Source organism: Acetivibrio clariflavus DSM 19732 (assembly GCF_000237085.1).
Taxonomy (GTDB): Bacteria; Bacillota; Clostridia; order Acetivibrionales; family Acetivibrionaceae; genus Acetivibrio; species Acetivibrio clariflavus.
On sequence record NC_016627.1, the window covers coordinates 1,668,955 to 1,691,972 of the forward strand.

A 23,018-nucleotide genomic window follows, 5' to 3' on the forward strand; every position below is an offset into this window, starting at 1 on the left:
ATATTTATAGGGGATAGGACTATGGATGCTGAAATTTTAGCTGTGGGAACGGAACTTTTAATGGGACAGATTGCAAACACTAATGCCCAGTATATATCACAGAGGTTAAACGATATTGGAATAAATGTATATTATCACAGTGTTGTGGGAGATAACCCCGTAAGGCTCAAATCAGCTCTAGAATTGGCTTTAAAGCGCTCTGATGTTGTTATAATGACAGGAGGATTGGGGCCTACCCAGGATGATCTGACAAAAGAGACCGTTTCCGAAATTATGGGTAAAAAACTTGTACTGCACGATGAAAGTCTGAAAAGAATAGAGAATTATTTTAAAAGGTTAAACCGGCCTTTAACGAAGAACAATATAAAACAGGCATATCTTCCTGAAGATTGTTTGGTAATAAAAAACGATAACGGTACAGCTCCAGGCTGTATCATAGAAAAGGAAAATAAAATAGTTGTAATGCTGCCGGGACCTCCTTCCGAAATGAGGCCCATGCTTGATGACACTGTTATACCTTATTTTAAGTCGAAATCGCAGGAAAAAATTGTATCCAAATATTTGAGAATATTTGGTATAGGAGAGTCTTTGCTTGAAGAGAAGTTAATGCACCTTATTGAAAAGCAGGATAATGTGACTATAGCAACCTATGCAAAAGAAGGGGAAGTCACCATAAGAATAACCAACAAGAGTAATGATGAGGCTGTGGCTTTAAGGGAACTTGCCCATGTAGAGGAAGAAATTGCAAAAGTAGTGGGCGATGCTTTGTACAGTGATGAAGACAAGGAATTATATCAGATAGTTGGAGAAATGCTGATTAATAAAGGAATAACCATAGCTTTTGCTGAATCTTGTACCGGAGGGCTTATTAGTTCTGTAATTACGGATATACCGGGAATTTCTGCTGTATTTGACCGGGCAGTTGTGTCCTATAGTAACAAATCAAAGGTTGAAAATCTTGGTGTTAAGCAGGAGACTCTCGATAAATTCGGGGCAGTGAGCAGAGAGACTGCCGTCGAAATGGCTGAAGGTATAAGAAAGGTGGCTGGGACCGATTTGGGACTTTCGGTTACCGGAATTGCAGGACCGGGTGGAGGTACCGAATTTAAACCGGTGGGATTGGTTTATATTGCTTTAGCCTCAAAAAACGGAACTGCATGCAAAGAATTAAGGCTTGCCGGAAATCGGAGAAAGATTCGAAACTATACGGTACTGAATGCTTTTGATATGATTAGAAGATGGCTAATGAATGAAAGCAATAATTGATAAAGATAAATTATCAAGTGTCGAAATATCTTGGCCGATAAGTCAAATAATAAGGTGAATTGCTTATTTAATTTTATACTCAATATAAAGTGGAGGAAATGCTTTTGAAAAATACACAGGACAAAAAGCTGACAGGTGCTGCGATTATTGTCATGTCTTCCATAGTTTTAAGCCGGTTAACGGGGTTTATAAGGGAAATGCTTGTACCAAGCTTGATTGGGGTTAATATGGTGTCCGATGCCTATACCCTTGCCTTTAAAATTACCGGTTTGATGTATGATCTGCTTGTGGGAGGTGCAATATCGGCAGCTTTAATTCCGGTGTTATCGGGATATATAGCAAAAAAAGATGAAGAAAATGGTTGGAAAGCCGTTGGGACTTTTATTAATGTCGCAATAGTGGCAATGATATGCGTTTGTTTTGTGGGGATTGCTTTTGCACCTCAATTGGTAACCATAATGGCTCAAAACAGCGATAATGTCAATATACCCCTTGCAGCGGAAATTACCAGAATACTGTTTCCGTCAATAATATTTCTTATGATGGCGGGACTGTCAAACGGTGTGCTGAACTCATATCAAAGATTTGCGGCTGCAGCCTTTGGGCCTACCTTATATAATATGGGAAGTGCACTGAGCATTTTTTTGTTTGCTAAGAGCAAATGGGGCGTAAAGGGTATTGCCTTTGGAGTTATGGTAAGTTCCTTTGTTTATTTTATATTTCAGTTTTCTTTTGCCCGCAAAAATTTTAAATTATACAGACCAAGGTTCTATTTGAAACACGAAGGGTTTAGAAGGCTGATTAAACTCTCGGTACCTTCGTTAATGTCCTCGGCGGTTGTTCAGATAAATGCAATAATAACATCTTCGTTTGCACTGCAGTTTTTTCCGGGCAGTCTTACGGCATTAAACGCTGCGGACAGAACATGGCAAATGCCCTATGGCGTGTTTGCCCAGGGGATGGGAATAGCCATGCTTCCAAGCCTTTCATCCTATCTTGCTGTGGGGAAAGTGGAGGAGTATAAAGATACTTTGATGAAAGGGATAAAATCGGTATTGTTAATAACAGTTCCTGCAGGGGTTGGTTTTATTGTTTTACGGGAACCTGTAATAAGAACTATGTTCAAGTTTACCAGCCAGGTTAGTGAAGAAACGGTTAAACTCACAGGGAGCATATTGATGTTTTTCTCTATTGCTCTGCTCAGCCAATCCATTGTAACAATTTTAAACAGAGCGTTTTATGCAGACAATGATACAAAGACACCCCTTATCATAGGAATAGTCAGTATTATTCTGAATTTAATATTAAGTACTTTATTCATGAAGTATACCAGGCTTGGAGTAAGCGGCATGGCACTCTCTTATTCAACGGTAAGTGCTGTAAATGCTGTTTTGCTTCTGGGAATGTTAAATAGAAAAATGAAGGGTATACACCTGAAAAAACTTGTTAAATTTCTTGTTAAGGTTGTCCCGGCTGCTGTGGCAATGGGGATTGTTCTATATTTCCTTAACCTTGCAGTACCCGGCGACTCAAATTCGAAAATTATTCAAATTGTAAACCTGATGTTTGAAATATCAGTGGGGGTACTGGTATATTTCACCTTTGTTCTGATATTGAAGGTTGAGGAGGCAGAAAACTACAAAAATGCGTTTTTGGCTAAATTAAAAAGAAAGTAGAAGCTGAAAGAGAGAATAGTTTTACAGTGATTGAGATTACTGATAGCATTCCAGGTGTATTGAAGAATACAAAAAATCCTGTTTATGTAAAAAAGATTTTCTAGTGGATGGAAAGGAGAATTTCTTTTTTTGCAGAATATTATACCAAAAATTAAATATGGAAAAATACAAAATATGTTGACTGGCAACAATGAGTAGTGTATAATAAAAACAGAACACATGTTCGATGTCTTTGTTAGGAGGATGAAGAGATGATTGAAAAGAAAAAAGCATTGGAGATGGCCTTGGGTCAGATTGAAAAGCAGTTTGGAAAAGGTGCAGTTATGAGATTGGGTGAAAATACCCATATGAATATAGAGACGATACCTACCGGTGCCATGGGACTTGATATTGCCTTAGGAGTCGGAGGTGTTCCCAGAGGCAGAATTGTGGAAATATTTGGACCTGAGTCTTCAGGTAAGACAACTGTTGCACTGCATATAATAGCAGAGGCTCAAAAAGCCGGAGGAGAGGCAGCGTTTATTGATGCTGAGCATGCATTGGATCCTGTATATGCGAAGAATCTCGGTGTTAACATAGATAATCTGATTGTATCGCAGCCTGATACAGGGGAACAGGCTCTGGAAATTGCAGAAGCTCTGGTCAGAAGTGGAGCCATAGATGTAATTGTAATAGACTCGGTTGCAGCGTTAGTTCCAAAAGCAGAAATAGACGGTGAAATGGGAGATGCCCATGTTGGGCTTCAGGCAAGGCTTATGTCTCAAGCATTAAGAAAGCTTTCGGGGGTTATAAACAAATCAAAAACAACAGCTATATTTATAAACCAGCTTAGGGAAAAAGTCGGTATTATGTTTGGTAATCCGGAAACTACCCCGGGTGGAAGAGCATTAAAATTCTATTCATCGGTGAGACTTGATGTAAGGAAAATTGATTCTATAAAACAAGGTACCGAAATTATTGGCAGCCGAACAAAAGTTAAAGTGGTAAAAAATAAAGTTGCACCACCTTTTAAAGAAGCTGAATTCGATATAATATACGGAAAGGGAATTTCCAAAGAAGGCAGTATCTTAGATGTTGCAGTGAATTTGGATATTGTAAATAAAAGTGGTGCATGGTTTTCATACAATAACCAAAAAATCGGGCAGGGAAGAGAGAATGCAAAGCAGTTCCTTATGGAAAATCCTCAGATATTAAATGAAATTGAGAATAAGATAAGAGAAAATTATAACCAGGCTTTTGTAAAAAGTATAGATGCTCATATTGAAGATGATGAAGATGAAGATTTTGATTTAGATATGGAGAATAAATAAAGTATATCAGTGTAGAGGGGCTTTTAGCCCCTTTATTTGTTTGTTAATAAGTTCGCTGCAGCTCGCCAGGTCTTTTATCATGGCAACAGTTTATAGATCTTGAAGGTAACTGTTTCTAAATAACTTTTTTTAACGATTGTCACCTTTTTTAACTTTACAACTTATCTTTATTATGATATAAAGATTATTAAAACTTTTCATTATTGTTTTCCCGGCATTATGACAATAAATAGCAATTAATAGAAGGAGTTGAAGATAAAATATAGTAATAACGGTTAATAATTGGATTAAAAAAATTAAGTCAAGGGGGTATTGTGATGGAAGTTATAGATATAAAGCCTAAAAAAAGAATACCTAAAATACCTGTTAAAGCTATAGTGGTTGCCGGTTTGATACTGGTATTATTAATTATTGTCAGCAGTTCATCCTATACGGTAAATGATCAACAGCAAGCTGTAGTGCTTACTTTCGGAAAAGTAACCAATGTTGTAGGTGCCGGCATACATTTTAAATTACCTGACCCCATACAATCAGTTATAAAAGTACCTGTGCAAAAAACTCAGAAACTGGAATTAGGGTATAGAAGCCAATCTGACGGTAATTATATTTCGATAGATCAAGAATCTAAAATGATTACTGGAGACTTTAATATAATTAATATTGATTTTTTTATTGAGTGGAAGATTTCCGATCCTCAAAAATATTTATTTTCATCTGCTGACCCAGAAGGGATTTTGAGAAATACGAGTCTAAGTGCAGCTAGGTCTGTTGTTGGTTCCTCAACCATAGATGAGGTTTTAACAAGCGGCAAGGTTGCCATACAAAGCGAAATAAAGGAAAAAATTATGAGCTGTCTTGATGAATATGATATAGGAATTCAGGTGATTGATGTAAAAGTACAGGACTCCGAACCGCCTACAGATGCTGTAAAACAGGCGTTTCAGAATGTTGAAAATGCTAAGCAAAGCAAGGAGACGGCTATAAACGAAGCAAACAAGTACAAAAATTCAGAGCTTCCGAAGGCACAGGCAGAGGCCGATAAAATAATAAAAAATGCTGAATCGAAGAAAGAAACAAGGATTAATGAAGCAAAAGGTCAGGTTGCAAAATTCCAAAAGATGTATGATGAATACAAGAATTATAAGGATATAACAAAAAAGAGACTGTATCTTGAAGCAATGGAGGAATTGCTTCCGGGTATTACAGTCTATATTGAGAATACTTCGGGACAGATACAGAAGATTTTACCGCTCAAGCCTTTTAATGATAAGGGGGACAATTGATATGAAAAAGATTGTTATTCCGGTAGTAGTATTTTTAACCCTTATATTGATTCTAACGGGTGCTTATATTGTTAAAGAAGATGAATATGCTTGTATAAAGAGATTTGGTAAAGTCATAGATATAAAAGACTCAGCCGGGTTGTATTTTAAAGTACCTTTTTTAGACAGTAAATTTGAGCTTCCAAAGAAAAAAATTTTGTATGATTTACAGCCGTCGAATGTTTTGACAGAAGATAAGAAAGCCATGGTTGTAGACAATTATGTAGTGTGGAAGATTAGCGATCCTTTGGAGTTTTATAAATCGGTAGGTCTTGTGTCAGAAGCTGAAAAAAGAATAGATGCAGCAGTATACAATGCAGTTAAGAACACAATGGGTACATTGAAGCAGAACAGTATAATAAATGAAAAGCTTTCCGCAAGAGGGGAGTTTAATGCAACGGTTAAGGAAGAAGTGGCAAATCAAATTAAACATTACGGTATTGACATTATAGATGTTAAAATAAAAAAGCTTGACTTGCCCATTGAAAATGAGGAATCGGTTTATAAGAGAATGATATCCGAAAGGGAAAAAATTGCTGAGCAGTTTATTGCCGAAGGAGAATATGAAGCACAGAAAATTAAAAACGAAGTGGATAAGGAAGTAGCCATATTGATTTCTCAGGCTAAGGCAAAGGAACAGGAACTTTTAGGTGAGGGAGAGGCAGAATACATGAAGATTTTGGCCGATGCCTATTCCGGTGAAAAGATGGAGTTTTATGAATTTATAAGGTCCCTTGAAGCAATGAAAACTTCCTTAAAAGGGGAAAAAACTCTTGTACTTCCGCTGGATTCACCGATTACAAAATATCTTATAAGCGATAAATAATCGGTTTGCTGCTTTTAGTTTTTAAAGAACTGCCAATAAAGTATGAATTTCAACTTTATTGGCAGTTCTATTTTTATGAATATTTTTATGACAATGTATTCATAATATGATTATTAAAATCAATTTCCAACAGAGGTGTATAAACTGAATTTAGGCTAATAATTTACATTAAATCGGTACTTAACAAATAAATACATATTTCTAAGGAGTGGGTTTTTTGGCAGATATCAAAAAACTGATAAAAGATTGGTTTACCTTTAAAGAACCTGAAAAATTTGAAAAATTTATACTTAAAGAAAAAGAAAGTGAGACAAGGGATCATAGAGAAGATAACGACTCGGATGAGAAAAAGGTTGAATCTGAAAAAGGACAATCAGAAGGCAATAGTGAGAATATAAAAAGAAATGAGAGCACCGGATCTAAAAAGAGAGGTATAAAATCGCAGTTTGCACCTATTATGCAAATTGGTGCAAAGGATAACAAGAAGGAAGAAAAGTGCGAATGTGAAGACAATGAAAAGAAAGAAAAAGAGGAAGAGCAAAAAGATGTCAGTTCAATGACAAAAGTTAGTAAAAAACTGTCAGATAATATTGCATATCTAAAGCAAAAATATACTGTACCGGCTAGTGCTGATGTAGTTATAAGGGAGTTCCATATAACCGTAAAGGACAAGACCATTCCGGCTTGTATTATTTTTATAGACGGCCTGGTAAACACAGATGTAATGGATATGGCAATCTTGCAGCCGTTAATGCTGCTGTCTAATTTAGATATAAAAGAGGATGAATACGATGTTGAGGAAATTGTAAAGAGTCGTTTGCTTCCTCACAATCAGGTAAAGATAGTAGAAGATTTTAGTGAAATTGTTGGTGATGTAAATTTTGGAGGCTGCGGTATTTTTATAGACGGTATTGATGTAGCCTTTACAGCAGATATAAAAGGATGGAAAGGCCGTGGAATAGATCGGCCCAATACCGAAATGGTTATCCGCGGACCTCAGGAAGGGTTTAATGAATCTTTAAGGACCAATACAGGTCTTATCAGAAAAATTTTAAAGGATGCTGCATTGGTGGTTGAAAATATAGCTGTCGGCAAACGAAGCAGAACACCATGTGCCCTTATGTATATAAAAGATATTGCAAATGACTCCCTGGTGGATGAGGTTAGAAGACGGCTTAATGGAGTAGATATAGACTACCTGATTGACTCGGGAGAGTTGGAACAACTTATTGAAGATAACTCTTTTCTGGCTGTGCCGCAAATTATGGCTACCGAAAGGCCTGACAGGGTTGCTGCCATGCTTACTGAAGGCAAGGTTGCGGTTATTGTCCAGGGAAGCCCATTTGCATTGGTAATGCCTGCAACCCATATTGACCTTTTCCATTCGTCGGAGGATTCCTATATTAGGTTTCCCTATGCCAATTTAGTTAGAATAATAAGGGTGTGTGCCGTAGCAATGTCGCTATTGCTTCCCGGGTTATTTGTTGCAATAACCAATTATCATCATGAGATGATTCCGACAGATCTTTTGTTTGCCATTGAAGCATCCAGGGAGAGGGTACCTTTTCCTTCACTGGTAGAAATACTTATTATGGAATTTGCCTTTGAGTTTATTAGGGAAGCCGGAGTAAGAATACCGGGACCGCTTGGGCCTACTCTGGGTATAATCGGAGGTTTAATACTTGGTCAGGCGGCTGTTGCAGCAAATATTGTAAGTCCCATTCTGATTATTATAGTGGCTGTTACAGGTATAGGCTCTTTTGCAATTCCCAATTTCAGTTTGGGGTATGCGTACAGAGTATTAAGGTTTGCATATATTTTCCTCGGTGCAACTGCAGGTTTTTTTGGAATAACGGCAGGACTTTATTTACAGGGGATATGGCTGGCTGCAGCCAAATCATTCGGTGTTCCGTTTTTATCTCCTTTAGGTCCTGTAACAAAAGGAGCTATGTCGGACCAGATTTTTAGGGCACCTATATGGAAACAGGAAAAACGTGCAGATTATCTTAATGTGAAGAAAAATAGAAAACAACCTGAAATCAGCATAAAGTGGATGAAAAATGACGAAAAGAAGTAATATAAATAGTTGTATTAGAAAAATAAAATTTGCTTATAGTAAAAATTATGGAGGGGAGGTTTTTCAATTGAATGATATCCGTTTCGGTAACGTTGAAGCAACTTTTATGATTGTAAATGCTATGAGTATGCAGCTATTTTTGGGACTGCCGCGCAGAATGACTGAAGCTGGCGGCCCGGCAGGCTGGATGATACCTTTATATACATTAATAATTAGCTTACTTATCTTCTTCTTCATTTCAAAATTGTATTCAAAATTCGAAGGCAAGGATTTAATTGATATTGCCCAGGTTGCAGGGGGAAGCATTGGACGTTTGGTAATCGGAATAATTTTTATATTAAACTACATTTTTATATTATCTGTTTTGTTAAGAATATTTGGGGAGGATATAAAAATATTTGCTTTAAATCAGTCTCCTTTAAGCTTTGTAATTATGTTCTTTATTATAGTAATGATTATAGCTTCCTATGTGGGTATTGAGAGCATTGTGAGAATTAATGTAATTATTCTGCCAATTACGGCTGTGGCTCTTCTTATTGTCTTTTTAGGTAATATCCATTTCATGGATGCTACAAATCTATTACCTATATTTGGAACTGGGATAGATAAAATTTTTGTTAAAGAAATATCCAGAATATCAATTTATTCAGCTCTTAGTTCAATATTTTTTATTACCCCTTTTGTAGGAAATAAAAAAGACTTTAAAAAAATCGGATACAACAGTCTAATAATTACCGGTATTTTATTGACTTTAGGAACCTTGCTTTACATACTGGTAGTGCCTTATCCGACATCTACCGAGTATTTTATTCCATATTTGCATTTGGCTAGATATGTAGCTTTCGGGAGATTCTTTCAAAGAATTGAATCTATATTCATTCTTATGTGGACTTTAGCTGCATTTTCTTACTTAAGTGCAGGTTTGTATTTATTGTTGTATGTAATTAAAAAGACATTCAAATTGGAATATTACCAACCTTTAGCTATTCCTGTTGCAGTAATCTTGTTTACTATATGTTTTTGGCCGGAAAGTTTAATGTCTTCGGTTAGAATAGAAGGGGAAATTGTAAGGCGGTTTGCCTGGATTGTCACTTTTGTTGTTCCGATTGCAGTATTGATAATTGCAAATCTGGTTATAAGAAAAAAAGGTGGTGATAAGTGTGGCGGTAAAGTATAGAATTTTTGCTTTTATTCTTATTGTCATCTTGCAATGCATCATATTGACCGGATGTTTTGACAAAAGGGAGCCCGACGATATGGCTTACCCTATAGCATTGGGATTTGATAAAGGCAGTACTAATGAATTGAGGATGACTATGCAAATAGCAGTTCCTACAAATATAGCCGGTGGAGAGTCGGGAGGAGGGGGAGATGGAGAAAGCAGCTCGACGGTTATTGCTGTTGAAACACCTAGCATATATTCGGGTTTAAATATGCTTAATTCTTTTATAAGCAAACAGATTAACCTTTCCCATATAAAAGTTATTGTTTTTTCTCAAGAAATTGCACAAGAAGGTATTTCTAAGTATTTACATGCAATGATAAGAAACAGGGAATTTCGTCCAAATGTAAGTATCATTGTGTCAAGGTGTTCTGCGGAAGAATTCATCGATGCAGTCAAACCGAAGCTTGAGACCAATCCGGCAAAGTATTATGAGTTATTACTTGATGCTTATCGGTATACAGGATTTACTACTGACACGCAGCTTATAGATTTTTATAATAAATCGGAAAGATCATCTATTCAGCCGGTAGCGGTTCTTGCTGATGTAAGTAAATATAAATCATCGGATGAGTTTGACTTAAGTAGCTCAACTTACAAAGAGAAAGGCAGGAGCTTTCCTCTGGAAGGGGATTTTAAAGCAGGGGATTTGCCAAAGTTGGGTGGTCTTAATATTGAGATAATGGGACTGGCAATATTTGACGGCGGAAAAATGGTCGGAGAATTGGATGGTGAAGAAACTTCGTATAATCTTATGGTGGAAGGTAAATTTAACTCAATGTATTTCACAATGCCGGATCCTATAAAGAAAGATGATCTTGTTGTTCTGCAGCTAAGGCGTAGCAGACTAACCGAAAAGAAAGTTGAAATGATTGGTGATAAGCCGAAACTCATTGTGAAAGTACATCTTGAAGGAGATATTTTATCGGTACAAAGCGGAATAAATTATGAAAGTGGTGAAAATGTAAAGTTGCTTCAAAGTGCTACAGAGGCTTATATAAAAGATGGAATAATCAAATATCTGGATAAAAGTACTAAAGTGTTTAAAACAGATACCAATGGTTTTGGCAATAAAGTTAAAGGAAAGTTTCTTACTTGGCAAGAATGGCAGGAATTTGACTGGCTTTCCAAATATAAAGAAGCAACCTATGATGTAGAAGTAGATGTAGCAATAAGAAGGCCGGGACTTATTGTAAGAACAGTTACTGAAGTAAGAAGCAATAAATAATATTTAGGGAAAGAAGGGTTGATAATGAAACCTTTTTACTTAATTGTATTGATTATATTTCTTTTGTGGATTTTCATAAAAACATTGAGTTATGGCAAATGGACTTGGGATAGAAAAAACAGGACAGGTGCCATAGCAATAGTTATTATTGCAATAGTAGAGTTAGTCTTGCCCCTTTACAGTATTTTTTTCATCCTAAAATAGATTAATTGCACGAAGTATAATACTGAATCATATTAGAGAAATTGAATTCTTAATGGATCAATATTCATGATGACAGTGTTGACTTGATTTATGCAGATATAAAAATTTTATCGGTAAAGAGGTTCAGATAATGGCAACCATAGGAATACCAAAAGGTATGTTTTTTTTTGAATATAGTTCAATATGGGAAGAATTCTTTAAAATTCTGGGTTTTGAGGTAATTTTGTCTCAAGACACCAACAGGAAAATAATGGATGATGGCATAAAATGCTGCAGCAATGAGACTTGTCTTCCTGTGAAAGTTTTTCATGGGCATGTGATGAGCCTTAAAGATAAAGTTGATTATGTTTTCATACCCAGGTATCAAAGTACCGGAAAAAATGAATATACATGCCCTAAATTGTGCGGTCTTCCGGATATGATAGCGGTAAATTTGGGTGATCAAATTAAAATTTTAGAGATAAAAATAAACATGAACTCTTGTCGCGATGAGACAAAAGAAAGCCTTGTTAAATTAGCGCAAACTTTAAAAATAGATTCAGAGAAGGTGTTGAAAGCATTTAATGCGACCTGGGAAAGACATACACAGTTAATGGCTAAAAAAAATAAAGCAAACGTAAAAAAGGAAGTTAATAATAAAAACGTAATTATATTGCTTGGGCATCCCTATATGATCTATGACAATTTCATAAGTATGCGACTTATTGAAAAACTTGAAAGAAAAAACATTGAAGTTTTTACACCTTGGGATATCGATTATGAGACAAAACGGCGAAATGCTCATCCATACCAGGGAAAAACTTTTTGGGATATAGGATTTGAGCTTTTGGGAAGCGCTTTTACCTGCGCAAAGGATGAAAGAGTAAAGGGAATTGTATATCTTACACCGTTTGCGTGCGGATTGGATGCTTTTATAATGGAGTTTATTGAACTTGATATTAAATCCAAAAATCAAGGACTTCCCATACTTAAACTTACTGTTGACGAACACACCGGAGAAGCTGGTTTTGATACAAGACTTGAAGCATTTATAGATATGATAGGGTGATGAGTATATGAAGATAACCTTTCCCCATATGGGAAACATGTATGTGCCTATAAAGGTGCTGTTGGATACTGTTGGAATAGAGTATGTCGTACCTCCTTTAAATGCAAAAGAAACAATGGAACTGGGGGTGGCAAATTCACCTGAGTTTGCCTGTTTACCTTTTAAAACAATATTGGGGGACCTTATTTACGGAATCAGAAATGGAGCAGATTTTATACTCTTTGGAGGCGGAAAGGGGCAGTGCAGATTTGGGTACTATGGAGACCTTCTTTCTAAAATTGTTGAAAATTTGAATTACGATGTAAAATTTGTGTGCCTTGATACTACCAATATGACAGTAAAAGGTATTCTGGAGAAAATTAGTCCTTTGACAGAAGGGAAAAGTGCTTTTGATATAATAAAGGGGATATTGTATGCAACCAAAACGGTTTTTTTGGTGGACAACCTTAACCGATTGGCAGGATATACGAGATGCCGTGAGGTTAACAAAGGAGATACCGACAGAATTATTTCCGAATTTCAAAAAAAAGTTCAAAAAGCGCATGGCTACAGAAATATAATCCATGTAATAAAGTCTGCAAGGAAACAGCTTAGTGAAATACCTGTTGACCGGAAAAAGAAAACACTAAAGGTTGCAATTGTTGGAGAAATTTATGCTGCATCCCATCCCGGAATAAATTTTGAGATTGAGAAAAAGTTAGGGAATATGGGGGTAGAGGTACATAATTTTTTAGGTATAAGCAAGTGGATACTGAATCATTTTATAATAAATAATCTGCCCGTCAAAATAAAAGACAAATTGCTTGCTGCAGGTCGGGAATTTATTAATACTGACGATATTGGAGGACATGGAATTCAAACAATAGGGGCTTCTGTAATATCTGCGAAAAGGAAATATGACGGTGTTATCCAGATTTATCCTTTTACTTGTATGCCCGAAATAATTGCACAAAATGTCCTTATCGAGGTACAAAGGAAATATAAAATTCCGGTTATGACTTTGATTGTTGATGAAATGACCGGAGAGGAAGGATATAAAACCAGGCTCGAAGCTTTTGTCGACATGCTGGAAATGAGAAGGAGAAAAACAGTTTTATTTGCAAAATCAGCTTATGATATAAATTACTGATTCTATTGAAAGCATAAAAATAATTTTAAATTATTATTGTAAAAATTAAAATTATTCCTGTATAATGGTTTTAACGCTCCAATTGAAATGAATTAATCTGTTTTGTGATGATTATTATCAAAAAATATATAAGTAGACAATTTGGGCTTTAATTTTATTACCTTTATAATTTCAATGAAATAGGGGGGATCAAATGCAGGTTAAGCATGAAAAAGGAAATATCGCAGGGGTTGAGTTGAAACTGGTTCAGAGAGAGAGTTTATGCTTTTGGAAAAAGATTATAATTTCTTCTGCGATAGTTTTGCTTTACTTATATATTGGGTTAAAAAATTACCTGTTTTTTCATTCATTAATAGAGATTTTAGGAATTTTTATCGGTTTTGGGGTCGCAATAGCGGTATATCATAGCTCCAGGATTATGAAAAACGGGTTTTATTTATATTTGGGAGCTTTGTTTTTATTTACAAGTATTTTTCAGATATTTCATGTTTTTTCTTATGCCGGGATAAATATTCTTTCATCAGACAGTTATGATCTATCGGTTCAAATTTCGGTTATAGGTAAATTCTTTGATGCTATAGCTCTTTTGGTAATGCTGGTTATACCGGCTAATACCCTGAAGAAAAATCTCAGCATTAAAAGATTGCTTGTACCCTATACTGTGGTTTCTGTATTTTTGCTCTCAACAATATACTTTGGCATATTTCCTCAGTGTGCATACGATAATGCCGATTCATCACCTTTTAAGATACTTTGTGAATTCATACTTTTTTGTTTGTATACTTTATTATTGTTTATTTGCTACAAAAAGAGGCAGAATTTTGGGGAAAATTTGTTTGTTTATATTTTTTCGTATATAGTTTTAAGATTGCTTGCTGAGGTTTTATTTGTTTCAGCTCAGCAGGTTACTGACTTGGCGACAATATTAGCTCATATATTGAAATTTTTCTCCCTTTGTGTGATTTATCAAGCGGTATCTATAGGAGTTATAATTAAGCCTATATCAATTTTGTTCAGTGAACTGGACAGAAAAAATAGAGAACTTGAACAAAAGACAATTGAACTTGAAGCTGTAAATAAAAGTCTTATGCGTGAAGTTCAGGAGTGTATGAGAATAGAAGAGTTGCTAAGGAAGAGTGAAGAAAGATACAAAAATCTTTTGGAATTTATGCCCGATGCAGTACTTTTACATGATAGAGAAAAAATTCTGTTTGTTAATAAAGCTGGAGTAGAATTGTTCGGATTTGAAGACAATTCGGAGGTACTTTCGAAAAGTTTGTATGAACTGCTTGATGAAAATAATTTTAATAAATATAAATCAAAGATGAATGAAGCGGATAATTGCGAATTTCCCATTATATTTGAAGAGATATTGCAAAGGGATAGTCACCATTTTTGTATTGAAGTTATCACAACTTCATATAATATTGATAATAAAACCGTTTTCTTAAGTGTAATAAGAGATATAACGCAAAGAAAAGAGTTTGAAGAGATGAAGCACAGTGTTGACGAGAGCAAGAGACTTTTGCAGGAAGTAACAGAGATGGATAAGCTGAAAACTGACTATATAATTAATTTGTCCCATGAGTTTAGGACACCTCTCAGCATTATTCTCTGTACTTTAAAAATTATGGAGTCATTGCCCGATTCCAATTCCAGTGTGAAAATTGATAAAGAGAAGTTAAGTAAATATATTTCAATAATGAAAAACAATTCCTACAAGCTTTTGAAGACTGCAAACAATCTTCTTGAAATATCTAAAATAGAATCGGGGTGTGAAAAGCTTAGACTTCGAAACTGCAATATTGTGAGAATTGTTGAGAAAGTTACAATGTCGGTGTGGTCCTATACGAGAAACAGACAAATTAACTTAATGTTTGATACCGATACTGAAGAGATTGTTACTGCCTGTGATGTGGACAAAATTGAAAGAATCATTCTGAATCTTTTGTCCAATGCAATCAAGTTTACTGAAGAAGGCGGACAGATAAAGGTAAATGTATATAACAAGGAAACCGAAGTTTTAATAACTGTTTCCGATACCGGCATTGGCATACCGAAGGACAAATTTGAACTGATTTTTGAAAGGTTTAAGCAAGTTGATAATTCCCTGACCAGAGTACATGAGGGTACTGGAATAGGATTAGCTCTTGTGAAATCCTTTGTGGAAATGCATGATGGAAGGATTGAAGTGGAAAGTGAAGTTGGAGTAGGTTCCACATTCAAAATTTTTATACCCGTCAGAATTTTAAGCAATGAGGCTTACATGGATTACAACGAAACTGAAGCGGAGATTGAAAAAAGAATTGAAGAAAACATAAATATAGAACTTTCAAACATATGAGCAAAAGGAAAATAAAAGGATATTAAGTGAAATCCGGATACAAAAATATAATACAAAAGCCATGGTTATAACCATGGCTTTTTATATCTGGCAGGGGAGACAGGACTCGAACCCGCAGCTCACGGTTTTGGAGACCGTTGCTCTACCAATTGAACTACTCCCCTTCGACGCTTTTATAGTATACAACAAGATTAAATTTATGTCAATGGGGTTTTTTTATAAAATTTAAAAAAACTTTGACCCCCTTATTTGAAAAAGAAAAATCTGTTCCGATAAGTCAATGAATTAAATTATGTTTTTTAAGAAACATATTAAAATTAGAATTTATTTATTTACATTGAGGAATTTGTGATAATATATTTAGAGAAAAATGTTTAAGGAAAGAAAAATGATAGCCTATACAAAAGCTTTGAAAAATATGTTTAACTTAAGGAGGACATTATGGATAAAGCAATAGGATTTATTGGTGCCGGAAATATGGGATATGCAATGTTAAAAAGCATAGCTCAATCTAATATTGTTAAGACTGACCGAATATACGTTTACGATGTAGATGAGGAAAGACTTTCAAAACTTAAAGATGAAACCGGAATAAGTATTTTGAAAAGTGAAAAAGAGGTAGTGGAAAAAAGTGATATTGTAATACTTGCTGTAAAGCCCAATATACTTGAAACAGTGCTTGAAAAGTGTAAAGATTCTTTTAATGACAGAAAAATTCTTGTTTCGGTTGCTGTTGGTGTTCCGATAAAATTCTATAAAAAGATAATAGGTGAGGACAAAAAGGTTATACGCACAATGCCTAATACGCCTGCATTGGTGGGAGAGGGAATGACACTTGTTTCACCGGATGGCAGTATAGAAAAGGACGAGTTGGAATATGTAATGAAGATATTTGCATGTTTCGGTAAGGCAGAATTGCTTGATGAGAAGCTAATGAGTGAAGTTACAGCCCTTACCAGCAGCAGCCCTGCATATGTATTCATGTTCATTGAGGCTATGGCCGATGCGGCAGTATTGTCGGGAATACCCAGAAACTTGTCATATAAATTGGCGGCTCAGGCGGTACTTGGCTCTGCAAAGATGGTACTTGAGACTAATAAGCATCCTGGAGAACTTAAAGACATGGTATGCTCACCGGCCGGTACAACTATTGAAGCAGTAAGTACTTTGGAAAAGAATAAATTCCGGTATGCTGTAATTGAAGCTATGAACGAATGTACCAAAAAAGCCAGGGAGATAGGAAAAAAATTTGAGTAAGAGGAGTACCTATGAAAAAAGTTATAATTTACACAGACGGCGCCTGCTCCGGTAACCCGGGAGATGGAGGATGGGGTGCAATATTAAAATATGGAGAAGCGGAAAAAGAAATATCAGGTTTTGAAAAAGATACTACCAATAACAGGATGGAACTTAAAGCAGCCATTGAAGCGTTAAAAATGCTGAAAGAACCTTGTGAAGTAGAACTTTACAGTGACAGTGCATACTTGGTGAACGCTTTTAATCAGAATTGGGTAGAAAATTGGAAATTAAACGGCTGGAAAAATTCCAGCAAGGAAGAGGTTAAAAATTCAGAGTTATGGAAAGAACTTGACCGGTTAAGCAACATACATAAAATAAAGTGGATAAAAGTCAAGGGACATTCGGATAATGAGTACAATAACAGATGTGACTTGCTAGCAACCGGTGAAATAAAAAAGAACAGATCATAAATGGAGGCATTGATATGAATTATGAAGAAAAGACTTTATCGAAAAAGCAGATATATCAGGGAAATTTCATAGGTGTGGAGTCGTGGAGTGTGCTGCTTCCCAACGGGAAGGAAGCAACCCGGGATGTAGTAATTCACCCGGGTGCATCGGTTGTGATACCGATGACAGAAGACGGACAAATATATATGGTTAGGCAATATAGAAAACCTATTGATAAGGTATCGTTGGAAATTCCTGCAGGAAAGCTGGATAAAGGAGAAGACCCGCTTGATTGCGCTGTGAGGGAACTAAAGGAAGAGACGGGACTTGAAACTAAGGATATAAAGCATTTGATAAATATACACAGTGCACCGGGTTTTACCAATGAAGTGTTGTATATGTATGTAGCAAGAGATTTGCAGCAAGGCGAATCCTGTGCCGATGAAGATGAATTCATTTCAGCGGAGAAATATCCTGTCAGCACCCTTGTTGATATGATCTTAAAAAAAGAAATAACTGATGCAAAGACTATAATAGGAATTTTGCTGGCAGAAAAATTAATAAAAGGTGAGATAAAAATATAATTCTAAGCCTTTCAAAAAATAAATATTCCTTAAAATCGAGTCTTTTTCTTTTAATTTAAGTAAAGTTTACAATACATTAATATGTATTGTAATTTTTTTATTTTTATCGTCATAGAATTTAAATAGGATTAAGTAAATAAGGTGATTTCTAAAATCTTTCAGGCATTTAAATTTAATATAAAAAGTGATTTGATGTATTCTCTATACTATTATCATTAACCTATATTTTTAACTTCGGGAAAAATAATGTAAGATTTCGGTTGAGGAAAAAGATACAAGTTGTCCAAAAAACATCGATACTAAAAATACACCAGCTTAAGAGGGGATAAATGTGATATCAAAGATACATAATTTATTGGCAGAACATATTAATAAAAATAGAAATACATATCTGTTCCTGTTTTTAACATTTGTGACAGGAGTATCAGCAGGGGCTTTTACTGTTAACGGTTTAAGCTCAATACAGAAAACTGAGTTAACCAATTATTTTCAAGGCTTTTTGGAGCTTTTTGAAAATCAGAGGGTTGACAGCAATGAGATACTGCGAATTTCCCTTATTGATAACATAAGGTTTGTCGGAATCATGTGGGCACTTGGAGTTACAATAATAGGAATTCCTCTTATATACTTTTTCATCGGTGTAAGAGGTTTTATAACAGGTTTTACATCGGGGTTTATAATTGATCTGATGGGATTTAAAGGTGTAATTTTTACTCTATTTAGCATTGTACCGAAAGAGATAATAATTATACCCTGTATTATAGCACTGGGAGTAAATGGCGTTAATTTCTCGCTTAATATAATAAGAAACCGTTCCGATAGGCGGATGAGTAAAGAGAGTTTAAAGACAAGTTTTTTGGCATACTGCCTTACAACAGCATTTTTCTCATGTTTTATGTTTGGAGGTATCTTGGTTGAATCCTATATCACTCCTGTATGCATCAGAATAATCACGTCGAAAGTACTTTAGGCTTTAATAATATACAGTTCGAAATACAGTTTGAAATACAATTTGAAATAAATTTGATTGCTTTTGCAAAGGAAAAAGTAAAATTATTTTCATAAATTCCGTATATAATGTATAATAATGTTATAAAGTGTTGACAATACATATAGGAATATGGTTATAATTTGATATAGCATATATTTGTATTTATTGCACAAAAATCACTGTAAAAAATTAGGCAATAATCCGAACTATTTTGGGTTACGTGGAAAATATTGTACAAGAAGCTAAAATTCTTGTATAATAGTAAGGATTTGTAGTATTGGAAATGATAATAGTTTATGCCTTTATATATATTATTTTTTAAGAAGAGAGGAAGTAGGGTAAAAAATGGAAGATTTGGTTTTGAAATTTCTTACCTTTTTGGAGAAGGATAAGCGTTTGTCACTCAATACCTTACAGTCGTACAGGAGGGATATTGAACAGTACATTACATATTTAAGCGAAATGAAGATACATAATATTACAAATACCAATAAAACTACTGTAATTGCTTACCTCCTGCATTTGCAAAAAAAGGGACGTGCAACTTCTACAATATCTAGAAACCTTGCATCTATAAGATCTTTCTACCAGTTCTTAACTAAAAACGGTGTAATTAGCAGTGATCCCACAGAGGATCTTGAATCACCTAAAGTTGAAAAGAAATTACCTCAAATTCTTTCGACAAAAGAAGTAGAACTTTTGCTTGAACAACCGAAATGCGATGACCTTAAAGGATATAGAGACAAAGCAATGCTTGAACTGCTGTATGCTACAGGAATAAGGGTTTCAGAACTGATATGCCTTAATGTATCCGATGTAAATCTTGATATGGGATTTATAAGATGCAATAAGGGAAACAAAGAAAGAATGGTTCCCATAGGATCTGCGTCGATTCAAGCTTTAAATGAATACCTGACAAAATCAAGGAACCTGTTGATTCAAAGAAGTGATGAAAAAGCACTGTTTGTTAATGTGAACGGTAAAAGACTTACAAGACAAGGTTTTTGGAAAATAATCAAGCAGTATAAAAATCAGGCAAAGATAAATAAGGATATAACTCCGCATACGTTGAGGCATTCCTTTGCAGCACATCTTTTGGAAAATGGAGCCGATTTGAAGTCAATACAAGAAATGTTAGGACATTCGGATATTTCATCAACCCAAGTTTATGCTCAAATTGCCAAGAACAGAATTAGAGAAGTTTATAAAAAGACTCATCCGAGAGCATAAAATACAGTGTAAGGAAAAGTAAAGATATTGTCAATTTCAACAGAAATAAACTGTGGCAATTAATTTTGAAGACGCATCTACTGGCAAAACTTTTGCTGGTTTAATATAGACATTTATTTATTATTTTGCAATAATTAAGTTAATAGCAGAAAAGGGTAATAGAAATGTTTTGTAAAAAGTAAGATAGTTATATCTTACTTTTTTATATATTTATTAAAAGAGTTTTAATAAGAAGAATATTTGGGTAAGATTTATTGTGACAGTAACTGATCTTTTTAATAAGGAGAGATTAAAAATGAAAAGAGCAATAATAGTTGTTTTGGACAGTGTAGGAATGGGAGAACTACCCGATGCAGATAAGTACGGAGATAAAGGGAGCAATACTTTGGGAAATATTGCAGCTTGTGTCAGGGATTTTTCCCTTCCCAATCTTCAAGAGTTGGGATTAGGCAATATTGACAATATGAAAGGCATTAGGAAAGTTGACAATCCAAAAGGATGTTTTGGAAGAATGGCTGAAAGGTCCGCCGGAAAGGATACCACAACAGGACATTGGGAAATTTCGGGGATTGTTGTTGAAAGACCTTTTCCTGTTTATCCTAACGGATTTCCGAAAGAGGTAATAGAAGCCTTTGAAAAGGCTATAAATAGAAAGACTATCGGTAATATAGCTGCATCTGGGACAGAGATTATAAAGATGTTAGGTGATCAACATGTAAAGACAGGATATCCTATAGTTTATACCTCTGCCGACAGTGTTTTTCAAATTGCTGCCCATGAAGAGGTGATTGGCATTGAGGAACTTTATGACATGTGTTCTAAGGCAAGGAAGATTTTAAAAGGAGAACATGCTGTAGGAAGGGTAATTGCAAGACCATTTGTCGGCAGCAATGGAGAATATAAAAGAACAGAGAGAAGAAAGGACTTTTCGTTGGAACCTTTGGCAAAGACTGTTCTTGATTATGCAAAGGAAAAAGGAATGGATGTTAGGGCGGTAGGAAAGATTGAGGACATTTTTGCCGGACGGGGAATAACCCATGCAGTACACACTAAAGATAATAACGATGGTGTGGACAAAACTTTGGAATATCTTAAGGACGATTTTAATGGGATTATATTTACAAATCTGGTGGAATTTGATATGGTTTACGGACACAGAAATGATGTAGAAGGCTATGCAAAGGCTCTAATGGAATTTGACAGAAGACTACCTGAGATAATAAATGCTTTGAGGGATGACGATATTTTGTTCATAACTGCAGATCACGGCTGTGATCCTACAACGGAAAGTACCGATCATTCTCGGGAACACGTACCCCTTTTGGTTTATGGCAAAAGGATAAAGCAAAATATCAATCTTGGTACCAGAAGTTCATTTTGCGATGTTGGAGCTACGGTAGCGCATTATCTTGATATTACCGGTGAATTGCAGGGAAAAAGCTTTTTAAACGAAATAAAGTAATTAATAAGGATGTGTCAAATATGAGAATGTATGACGTTATTGAAAAAAAGCGTGATGGAAAAGAATTGAGCTATGATGAAATCAGTTACTTTATAAACAACTACTGCAATGATTTAATACCAGATTATCAGGTTGCTGCTTTGCTTATGGCTATATTTTTGAACGGAATGAGTGAAAGGGAAACAGCAGATTTAACTGAAATTATGGCTAATTCCGGTGATGTAATAGACCTTTCAGCTATTGACGGTATAAAGGTGGATAAGCATAGCACCGGAGGGGTTGGAGATAAGACTACTCTTGTCGTAGGACCGATTGTAGCTGCCTGTGGAGTCCCGGTGGCAAAAATGTCCGGAAGGGGCTTGGGGCACACTGGTGGGACAATAGACAAGCTTGAGTCAATCCCTGGGTTAAAAACTGCCCTTTCAAAGGAAGAATTTATAGAAAATGTAAATAGAATTGGTATTTCTGTGGCAGGACAGACCGGAAACCTTGCCCCGGCTGACAAGAAGATATATGCCCTTAGAGATGTTACAGCTACAGTTAACAGTATTCCTTTGATTGCAAGCAGTATAATGAGCAAAAAGATTGCTTGTGGGGCCGATAGAATAGTCCTTGATGTAAAGACCGGCAGCGGAGCTTTTATGAAAACCTTGGAAAAGTCAGAAGAACTGGCTCGTTGTATGGTAAAGATAGGTAATAATCTTGGCAAAAAAACCGTTGCCATTGTTACAGATATGGATATTCCGCTGGGAAATGCCATCGGCAATTCTCTTGAGGTTATTGAAGCTATAGATACATTAAAGGGGAACGGACCTAAAGACCTTGAGGAAGTGTCTCTGTGTTTGGCAGCCAAAATGCTGGAACTTGCAGGAATAGGGGATGAAAGTTACTGTAAGCAAAGAGCAAGAGAGGTGCTGGAAAATGGACAGGCACTCGAAAAATTTGCCCAAATGATAGAAAGACAGGGCGGAATACCTGATGTCATAGAAGATTATGATCTTTTCAAAAAGCCGAGACATATGTATGAGTTTACTTCGGAACAAGATTGCTGTATAGAAAAGATCAGAACTGATATGTTGGGCATTTCATCGATGATTTTAGGTGCCGGCAGGGAAACAAAAGAAAGTGCAATAGATTATTCGGCCGGTATAAAGCTTTATAAGAAAACAGGAATGTCTGTAAAAAAAGGAGAATTAATAGCAACTTTATATTCCGATGATACCGAAAAAATAAATCAAGCTCTTGAAACTTTGAAAAAGAGCCTGGTACTTGGCGATTCGGTTGAACCTCAAAGGCCTTTGATCCTCTCATATGTTGAATAGCAAATAATAAAGGCGAATAAAAACAAATGGCATATACAATTGGTTTTCAGCATAGTAATCTACTAATGAAAACTAATTGGGGGGAATAC

18 protein-coding genes and 1 tRNA gene are annotated in these 23,018 nt (G+C 35.5%); 18 read left to right on the forward strand and 1 reads right to left on the reverse strand.

What is annotated here, in order from left to right:
- Nucleotides 1-21: 21 nt before the first annotated feature.
- The 11 genes from CLOCL_RS07110 (at nucleotide 22) to CLOCL_RS07165 (ending at nucleotide 15,652) form a co-directional block, all read left to right on the forward strand.
- A complete protein-coding gene (locus CLOCL_RS07110) occupies nucleotides 22-1,266 on the forward strand; it encodes a competence/damage-inducible protein A (protein WP_014254713.1) in 1,245 nt (414 codons plus the stop codon).
- A gap of 98 nt (nucleotides 1,267-1,364) precedes the next feature.
- Nucleotides 1,365-2,942, forward strand: coding sequence for a murein biosynthesis integral membrane protein MurJ (murJ, locus tag CLOCL_RS07115; protein WP_041714987.1), 1,578 nt, complete (start codon nucleotides 1,365-1,367; stop codon nucleotides 2,940-2,942).
- Nucleotides 2,943-3,193: 251 nt separating this feature from the next.
- Complete coding sequence (recA, locus tag CLOCL_RS07120; protein ID WP_014254715.1) at nucleotides 3,194-4,252, forward strand: recombinase RecA; 1,059 nt, start codon at nucleotides 3,194-3,196, stop codon at nucleotides 4,250-4,252.
- 317 nt (nucleotides 4,253-4,569) lie between these two features.
- Nucleotides 4,570-5,535, forward strand: coding sequence for an FtsH protease activity modulator HflK (gene hflK, locus CLOCL_RS07125; RefSeq protein ID WP_014254716.1), 966 nt, complete (start codon nucleotides 4,570-4,572; stop codon nucleotides 5,533-5,535).
- A 1-nt stretch (nucleotide 5,536) separates the two neighbouring features.
- Nucleotides 5,537-6,400: a protease modulator HflC gene (gene hflC / locus CLOCL_RS07130; protein WP_014254717.1), complete on the forward strand. Its 864-nt coding sequence runs from the start codon at nucleotides 5,537-5,539 to the stop codon at nucleotides 6,398-6,400.
- A gap of 217 nt (nucleotides 6,401-6,617) precedes the next feature.
- The gene (locus CLOCL_RS07135; protein ID WP_041714990.1) at nucleotides 6,618-8,477 is read left to right on the forward strand and encodes a spore germination protein; all 1,860 of its coding nucleotides are present in this window, start codon (nucleotides 6,618-6,620) and stop codon (nucleotides 8,475-8,477) included.
- A 67-nt stretch (nucleotides 8,478-8,544) separates the two neighbouring features.
- Nucleotides 8,545-9,654 carry a GerAB/ArcD/ProY family transporter gene (locus CLOCL_RS07140; RefSeq protein WP_041715530.1) on the forward strand — a complete coding sequence of 370 codons (1,110 nt, stop codon included), beginning with the start codon at nucleotides 8,545-8,547 and terminating at the stop codon, nucleotides 9,652-9,654.
- Nucleotides 9,638-10,927 carry a Ger(x)C family spore germination protein gene (locus tag CLOCL_RS07145; RefSeq protein ID WP_014254720.1) on the forward strand — a complete coding sequence of 430 codons (1,290 nt, stop codon included), beginning with the start codon at nucleotides 9,638-9,640 and terminating at the stop codon, nucleotides 10,925-10,927. The genes CLOCL_RS07140 and CLOCL_RS07145 overlap by 17 nt, the downstream gene beginning before the upstream one ends.
- A gap of 334 nt (nucleotides 10,928-11,261) precedes the next feature.
- Nucleotides 11,262-12,179, forward strand: coding sequence for an acyl-CoA dehydratase activase-related protein (locus CLOCL_RS07155; protein WP_014254722.1), 918 nt, complete (start codon nucleotides 11,262-11,264; stop codon nucleotides 12,177-12,179).
- Between the two features lie 7 nt (nucleotides 12,180-12,186).
- Nucleotides 12,187-13,308 carry a hypothetical protein gene (locus CLOCL_RS07160; RefSeq protein ID WP_014254723.1) on the forward strand — a complete coding sequence of 374 codons (1,122 nt, stop codon included), beginning with the start codon at nucleotides 12,187-12,189 and terminating at the stop codon, nucleotides 13,306-13,308.
- Between the two features lie 193 nt (nucleotides 13,309-13,501).
- Nucleotides 13,502-15,652, forward strand: coding sequence for a sensor histidine kinase (locus CLOCL_RS07165; RefSeq protein WP_014254724.1), 2,151 nt, complete (start codon nucleotides 13,502-13,504; stop codon nucleotides 15,650-15,652).
- Between the two features lie 88 nt (nucleotides 15,653-15,740).
- Here the strand turns inward: CLOCL_RS07165 and CLOCL_RS07170 are convergent.
- Nucleotides 15,741-15,816: transfer RNA gene (locus CLOCL_RS07170), tRNA-Trp, on the reverse strand.
- Between the two features lie 277 nt (nucleotides 15,817-16,093).
- Between CLOCL_RS07170 and proC the strand changes: the two genes are divergently transcribed.
- From proC to CLOCL_RS07205, 7 genes are all read left to right on the forward strand, one after another.
- Nucleotides 16,094-16,909, forward strand: a complete 816-nt coding sequence (proC, locus tag CLOCL_RS07175; protein ID WP_014254725.1) for a pyrroline-5-carboxylate reductase — start codon at nucleotides 16,094-16,096, stop codon at nucleotides 16,907-16,909.
- 11 nt (nucleotides 16,910-16,920) lie between these two features.
- Nucleotides 16,921-17,361, forward strand: coding sequence for a ribonuclease HI (gene rnhA / locus CLOCL_RS07180; protein ID WP_014254726.1), 441 nt, complete (start codon nucleotides 16,921-16,923; stop codon nucleotides 17,359-17,361).
- A gap of 14 nt (nucleotides 17,362-17,375) precedes the next feature.
- Entirely contained in the window at nucleotides 17,376-17,924 is a 549-nt protein-coding gene (locus CLOCL_RS07185; protein WP_014254727.1) for an NUDIX domain-containing protein, read from the forward strand.
- A gap of 331 nt (nucleotides 17,925-18,255) precedes the next feature.
- Complete coding sequence (spoIIM, locus tag CLOCL_RS07190) at nucleotides 18,256-18,894, forward strand: stage II sporulation protein M (RefSeq protein WP_014254728.1); 639 nt, start codon at nucleotides 18,256-18,258, stop codon at nucleotides 18,892-18,894.
- A gap of 366 nt (nucleotides 18,895-19,260) precedes the next feature.
- A complete protein-coding gene (xerD, locus tag CLOCL_RS07195) occupies nucleotides 19,261-20,145 on the forward strand; it encodes a site-specific tyrosine recombinase XerD (protein ID WP_014254729.1) in 885 nt (294 codons plus the stop codon).
- 295 nt (nucleotides 20,146-20,440) lie between these two features.
- Nucleotides 20,441-21,607 carry a phosphopentomutase gene (locus CLOCL_RS07200; protein WP_014254730.1) on the forward strand — a complete coding sequence of 389 codons (1,167 nt, stop codon included), beginning with the start codon at nucleotides 20,441-20,443 and terminating at the stop codon, nucleotides 21,605-21,607.
- Between the two features lie 20 nt (nucleotides 21,608-21,627).
- On the forward strand, nucleotides 21,628-22,929 hold the full coding sequence (locus CLOCL_RS07205; protein WP_014254731.1) for a pyrimidine-nucleoside phosphorylase: 1,302 nt from the start codon (nucleotides 21,628-21,630) through the stop codon (nucleotides 22,927-22,929).
- The last annotated feature ends 89 nt before the right edge of the window (nucleotides 22,930-23,018 follow it).